This is a genomic window from uncultured Fretibacterium sp. (assembly GCF_938040765.1).
Classification (GTDB): Bacteria; Synergistota; Synergistia; order Synergistales; family Aminobacteriaceae; genus CAJPSE01.
The window spans coordinates 1-2,765 of record NZ_CALIAA010000171.1 but is presented as its reverse complement, the minus strand read 5'-3'; the positions used below and the strand labels follow the sequence as shown (position 1 = coordinate 2,765).

Here is a 2,765-nt window from a genome sequence, read left to right as displayed (position 1 = left end):
GGCCTCCCTGTAGGGACGATAGCGCGCCAGCGTCTCGAGAAAGGCCTCCTCGTCGACATCGGAGTCCGGATCCTCGCAGTCCGTCCCGGCCCCAGGGGCGGATTCGGGCAGGAGGGAGCGGGTCTTCTCCAGCAGAAGTCCCGCGGCCATAAAGAAAAACTCGGCGATCGTCTCGGCCGAGGCTGAGCGGGCCCTGGCCAGATACGCTCCGTAGATGCGGACGAGGTGGGCAACCTTGATGCGGGACGCCTGCATCTGACGGCTCTCCACCAGGTGGCACAGGAGGTCGAGCGGCCCGGAGAATCCGTCGACGGAGACCTCGAAGACCTCCCTGGGCATCGGTCCCCTCGGAGCCTCAGGGCAGAATCCTACCGGGAGAAGGCCGGGACAAGCCCCATGGCGGGATAGAGGGTATCCATCGTCTCCCGTGCCTTCGCCCGCGCCCGCTCCGCCCCGTGGGCAAGGATATCGTCCATGAGCTTTCTGTCCCCGGCATACTTCGCGCGCCGCTCGTGGATCGGCGCCATCATCTCCTGAATATGGGCATTCAGCATCTTCTTGCAGTCCACGCACCCGATCGACGCGGAACGGCATCCCGCGTCGATCTCCGCGCGCTCGGCAGCATCGGGATTGAAGACCTTGTGCAGGTCCCACACCGGACACTTGTCGGGGTCTCCGGGGTCCGACCTCTTGATGCGGGCCGGGTCCGTGACCATGGTGCGCAGCTTGTTCCACACCGACTCGGGCGACTCCGAGATCTGCAGGGAGTTGCCGTAGGACTTGCTCATCTTGCGCCCGTCGGTCCCCGGGACCTTGGGGGTCTCGGTCAGCAGGGCCTGAGGCTCGACCAAAAGCCCCTCCCCATAGAAGTGGTTGAACCGCCTGGCGATCTCCCGGCTCAGCTCCAGGTGTGCGCTCTGGTCCTCGCCCACCGGGACCCGGTCCGCCCGATAGAGCAGGATATCGGCCGCCATCAGGACGGGATAGCCCAGGAACGCGAAGGTGTCGAGATCCTTGTTCTTGATGTTTTCGATCTGTTCCTTGTAGGTGGGATTGCGGTAGAGCCAGCCCAGGGGGGTGATCATGGCAAGCGCCCAGCCGAGCTCCGCATGCTGTGGGACGTGCGACTGAATGAAGATGGCGCACTTCTCGGGATCGAGCCCGACCGAAAGCCAGTCCAGCAGGGTATCGTAGCAATAGCCTGCGGTATTTGCGGAGTCGGCGTAATTGGACGTCAGCGCGTGCCAGTCGGCTATAAAGTAATAGCACTCGTAATCGTCCTGAAGCCGAACCCAGTTGCTCAGCGCACCGGCCATGTGCCCCATGTGCAGCAGGCCCGTCGCCCTCATTCCGCTCACAATCCGTCCTTTCACCGACGAGACACCCCTTCGTTCTGCAATTCAAAAATCCCCTCGAAAATTTGGTAAACGGAGGCGGCGGGCGACGCGTCCGCTAAAGACGAAGCGGGGACGCGAGGCCCCCCGCTTCGATCAGGACCGTATCGAGAACGCCCGGCACGGCGAGCCGCCGCGCCAGCTCCTTCAGGGAGGCCCGCTCCATCTCGGCGTGGCCGACGACGGCGACCGGCATTCCCTCGCGCACCGCATCCAGCAGCACATGATACTTCGCGTCGGCGGTGACGTACAGGTCCGCGCCCTCCGCCCTGGCGCGAGGCCACAGATCGGCTCCCGATCCGCCGCAGAGCGCCACCCGCAGTATACTACAACTCTCGGACACGTAACCGTCGAGCCACGACAATCCCCAGGCCCGCCTGACCCGCTCCAGCGCCTCCCCGGCCATAAGGGGTTCCTCGAAATTCCCGACCGCCCCCAGCCTGGCATCGGGGTCGAGGACGGAGACATCCCGAAGCCCCAGGAGGCGGGCCAGTTCGAAGCTGACGCCGCCCTCCGCGGAGTCCCAGTTGGTGTGCGCGGCAAGGACGGCGACGCCCCGTTCGACGGCGGCAAGGACCGCCCGCCCCGGATCGCGGGAGAGATCCAGGCGCCGGATCGGGGAGAAAAAAAGGGGATGGTGGGTCAGCAGCGCCTCGCATCCGCGCTCCGCGGCCTCCGCCACCGCCTCGGGGAGAGGGTCCAGGGCGATGCCCAGCCTGCGGACCTCCCGATCCGGATCGCCGACCATCAGCCCGACGTTGTCCCAATCGGCGGCCAGGGCAAAGGGCGCAGCCCGATCGATCTCCTCCAGCACCGACCTCAACTTCATGCGCGTCACCTCCGGCATCCCGAGGAAGCTCCAACTCCAATCGGCGCTTCCTCAAAATAAAAAAAGCTCCCACAAAGTAGGAGCGGATCGTCTATGGTGGGCCCACCTGGACTTGAACCAGGAACCTTCCGGTTATGAGCCGGCGGCTCTGACCACTTGAGCTATGGGCCCTCGTATGGCATGACCAATAAAAACGCACGAACGGACGCTATATTTTAACCGTCATTCGACGCGAATGCAACTTACGGGGCAGCTGCTCTCTGCCTCCTTGACGGACGGATCGTCGCTCTCCTCCCGCAGGACCTTGGCGGTCCCCGCATTCTCGTCCAGGACAAAACATTCCGGACTTATTTGAGTGCACACGCCGCAGCCGATGCAGGCCGAGCGATCCAGAGATACCTTCATGGATCCCATCCTCACCTCCGTACCCGTAAAGCTCCAGGGAGCGCGCTCCGCTTATTGTATTATGCTGGTGCCTCATCGTCAAACCTGCCGACGGACGAGCCGGCAAAATGCCCTGTCCGTCCGCTCCGCCGATCCGT

3 protein-coding genes, 1 tRNA gene and 1 pseudogene are annotated in these 2,765 nt (G+C 64.1%); all 5 read right to left on the bottom strand.

What is annotated here, in order from left to right; translation table 11 throughout:
• Window positions 1–339, bottom strand: a pseudogene (locus tag Q0176_RS06010) (segregation/condensation protein A); the annotation flags it as partial.
• 29 nt (window positions 340–368) lie between these two features.
• The gene (gene trpS, locus Q0176_RS06005) at window positions 369–1,373 is read right to left on the bottom strand and encodes a tryptophan--tRNA ligase (protein WP_299300236.1); all 1,005 of its coding nucleotides are present in this window, start codon (window positions 1,371–1,373) and stop codon (window positions 369–371) included.
• A gap of 79 nt (window positions 1,374–1,452) precedes the next feature.
• Window positions 1,453–2,223, bottom strand: a complete 771-nt coding sequence (locus Q0176_RS06000) for a Nif3-like dinuclear metal center hexameric protein (protein ID WP_299300234.1) — start codon at window positions 2,221–2,223, stop codon at window positions 1,453–1,455.
• Between the two features lie 94 nt (window positions 2,224–2,317).
• Window positions 2,318–2,394 (bottom strand) — tRNA-Ile (locus Q0176_RS05995).
• Between the two features lie 51 nt (window positions 2,395–2,445).
• Window positions 2,446–2,628, bottom strand: a complete 183-nt coding sequence (locus Q0176_RS05990; RefSeq protein ID WP_299300232.1) for a ferredoxin — start codon at window positions 2,626–2,628, stop codon at window positions 2,446–2,448.
• Window positions 2,629–2,765: the final 137 nt, after the last annotated feature.

Coding starts and splice junctions, on each gene's coding strand:
- Q0176_RS06000 (WP_299300234.1), bottom strand. CDS start 2,223: ATGAAGTTGAGGTCGGTGCTGGAGGAGATCGATCGGGCTGCGCCCTTT.
- Q0176_RS05990 (WP_299300232.1), bottom strand. CDS start 2,628: ATGAAGGTATCTCTGGATCGCTCGGCCTGCATCGGCTGCGGCGTGTGC.